This is a genomic window from Pedobacter sp. 01T416_2 (assembly GCF_056398925.1).
Map to the genome: position 1 here is coordinate 1 of NZ_JBFTQI010000687.1, position 3,218 is coordinate 3,218.

3 protein-coding genes are annotated in these 3,218 nt (G+C 39.0%); all 3 read left to right on the forward strand.

Annotated elements, in window-relative coordinates; translation table 11 throughout:
- A partial coding sequence (locus AC1DPQ_RS22485) for a hypothetical protein (protein WP_477610932.1) occupies positions 1–499 on the forward strand: 499 nt, incomplete at its 5' end.
- Between the two features lie 181 nt (positions 500–680).
- A complete protein-coding gene (locus AC1DPQ_RS22490; RefSeq protein WP_477610933.1) occupies positions 681–1,931 on the forward strand; it encodes a PIN domain-containing protein in 1,251 nt (416 codons plus the stop codon).
- Positions 1,932–2,394: 463 nt separating this feature from the next.
- Positions 2,395–3,090 (forward strand): HNH endonuclease signature motif containing protein, encoded by a 696-nt coding sequence (locus AC1DPQ_RS22495; protein ID WP_477610934.1) that lies wholly within the window; start codon positions 2,395–2,397, stop codon positions 3,088–3,090.
- The last annotated feature ends 128 nt before the right edge of the window (positions 3,091–3,218 follow it).

The following is a 3,218-nucleotide window of genomic DNA, read 5'->3' on the forward strand; positions in this document are numbered from 1 at the left end:
GAACCTCACCTGTTCACTATGTCCTAGTCTATTAACTATATTTTTTTTCGACAATAAACTTTTTCAGTCTCTCGATACAATCAAATTGATCCTTGTCTGTTTTTCTATTGGATTTCCATTCGTACTTTTCAGCCTGTTTATAACGATAAGTGCCGCCCAAGGGCTTAGACGCCTTATCCAAAGCATACTTGAGCAAAAGAAACTAGATAAATATCAGTTTACCCATAAGCTAATAGATTCGGTAACCAAAGAATTCACAACACGTCTTGTATGTGGTTTTGCCAGTTCATTATCCTGGCTAGTAACTGGCCTCCTTGTTTCTATCGCTAATCTATTTTTACATGCCCATACAATCGTATTTTACGCTTACGGAATCACACTGTGTTATTTAGTAATTTTAACTATCCTTTCCTTACTTAGTTCGAATTTGTTTAACAAAATCGCAAGTTCACTGGATACTAAAAATGACTTGGATTATGCGCAGGAAGCAAGTGTATAATATTAGACCTTAAGTGGAAAAACCATTCCAATTGACCCCTCTTTGCCAAAGTGGCAACAGGAAGACTATCAACAATTTACATTAAGTTTAGTTTTGGCGGAACGGGGTCAAAATAGAGTGGTTTATGCAGCCTATTTCTAACATCCTCATAACATGAAATGTTTCTATCTATATTTGCAATATGGCTAAACCAATCTACGTATTTCTCGACACCAACAATTGGATATATCTTGCCAACGGGTTCACCCCCTACTCGAATAAACACGACGACACACATCTGAAGATCTTTAAACTTCTTCGCCAAAGAGCCGAGCATGGCGCAATCATCGTACTGGCCAATCAGCTTATAATAGAGGAGTTCGAGCGCAATAAATCTCAGGCTAGAGCAAAGGTCCAGGATATTGAAAAAAAGCGGGACTCGTACATTAGCAGCCTTAAACCTATCAGGGAATTTATTAGCAAGGACAAAAACCTTCAAGAATTGGAATTCAAGATTACACAGGTGGCCGAAGAGAAGATCTTCACCATTCGCAACCATATCTTCGAAGTGGAGCGGTTTCTGAACAGATGGACCATCTCCATACCAGTTACCGACCAGCACAGAATCGAGGCAACACACATGGCTCTGGATAGAAAAGCTCCTTTTACCGGTGAAAAAAAGAACAGCATGGCGGATGCGTTGCATCTACTAAGTTTCAGCGATTTTGTAGCCCGCAAATCGGAAACAGCGCCGTCTAGGCCAAAGAAAGGTCCATCTGGATATTTTGTTTCAAGTAATTCGGGTGACTTTTCCGATCCAAAAGATCGTGAGATGGTCCATCCCGACCTTGCACCGATACTTGAAGAGGCAAATTCGAAATTCAGTTATGCTCTGCACAAATTGGCCAACAGTCTAGAACAAGAGTTTCTGAGTAAGGAAGAGGAAGAAATGATTGAGAGTGCGCAGCGCTGGGATTACTGCTTCGTCTGCGACCAGGAATTCCAGCCAGAGGACGTCCATCACCATAATCTCCTCGATCCACACCGCATCAAGGGTGGTAGTCGCGATGAAAATCAGCTTAGCCTTTTCAAGAAGGAGTTCATCATTCCCCCGGAAAACCCTTATCTCGACACCAGGGCTATCCACTGTGGTAACTGCAACTCCTTCTTCATCGAATGTGGAAATTGCAACTGCCTCAACCATATTGAGGATGGGAAAGACATCATTGAATGTGGAGAATGTGGCTATCTTTACATTTCAAAGACCGAACGGGACAAAGACGGAAAAGAGTTCCACCTAGGCTTCGAAATCATTATGACCCACGAATGCAAAGGATGCATGTTAGACTTCCAGCAACTCAACGAAGAAGGCTACTGCCTAGAGTGCTGGCAATACGAGCTCTTGGCCAAAGCACTAGATAAAACGCAGCAGATTGACCCCATTTCGTCATAAATTAGATATTTACATTTAATTATCTTTAAATTAAGGACTTGGCGATGTCGGGTCTAATATTTTTTTCTTAGGATGTATATAATCTGGATAAACCGCAGTCAATTGACCCCCTCCCACCAATGCTAATTTTAATTTATCGACTTGTTTTGGAGATACTTATAAATAATTAAAATTTGGTAAGATGGAGTCAAACAAAATGGTTTGTGCATTAGGCGACAATACCCTTTTATCAGTTATTTGCAAAAAGTATTATGCTGTATTATCCTGATTTTAGCTACTGTTTTCTTCAATCTAAACAAAGCTTCAAGCTGACAATATGCCTCTCGTCAAAGTGAATCCGCCACACCTCCCAATCGCAAAATGGTCAAAACTACAAAACTTGGAAAACTAGAAATACAATTTTGTTTCTAAAATGATCTCAATTAGTTCTAAATTGGTTGTCTAAATACTTTATAACGATACGATGGACAAAAAAGCCTATTTTGAAATGAGTCTTCGCCAAAAAGGTACTCCAAGATGCCCTATATTGAACATCTGTCAACGGAGGGCAATGACCATATATTATTTTTCCTATATTGATATACGAAAAGGTGAAAATTTTGAAGAAATATTAAAAAATGAAGGCGAACTTTCCGATGAGTATTTCCAGAATAAAATAGAAGTTCAGGGAGAGTCTCCAACCATTATAAAAGGTGGGACAAGCATGTATTTTTCCAATATGTGTCCCGAAATATGCTTATTCGAAGGAGAGCACTCTCCCATAGGGTTTTACTCTGCCTGTACGAGTGGAGATTGGGATAAATATCGGACCAATAACAAAAACAGGATTATCGAAGCTGGTCACTATTCGCAATGCCCTGAATATTCAAGGTATACTTTTGACAAAAAAAATAAACGTGGAAAAACAGCAAGAACATCAATCCCCAACTTGATAAAAGTAAGAGCAGAACTTCAACAAGAAATTAATTCAGTCTGTCCTTTCTGTACCGAGAAAGCAGTTGGCCATTTTCAAATTCATCACATAGATGAAAATCCCACCAATCACCAAATCGATAATTTAATTTTATTGTGCCCAACATGCCATTCCAAAATTACCAAAGGTGATATTACGCACAAAGAAGTTGTGAGTATGAAAACTCAAATTTCATCAAAGTTCTAATTACACCGAAGTTGCAAAAGCTACTCAATGTGACAACTGTGGAGTTTACTACATTAGTTACTATTATCAAACCAGTTTATTAGGTCAAATTTCTCACGAAGTAAGCGTCCTTCTTTAGGATGTATCAT

What these genes read in the sequence shown, in the direction of transcription:
- AC1DPQ_RS22495 (WP_477610934.1), top strand. Translation starts at nt 2,395, where the DNA reads ATGGACAAAAAAGCCTATTTTGAAATGAGTCTTCGCCAAAAAGGTACT.
- AC1DPQ_RS22490 (WP_477610933.1), top strand. Translation starts at nt 681, where the DNA reads ATGGCTAAACCAATCTACGTATTTCTCGACACCAACAATTGGATATAT.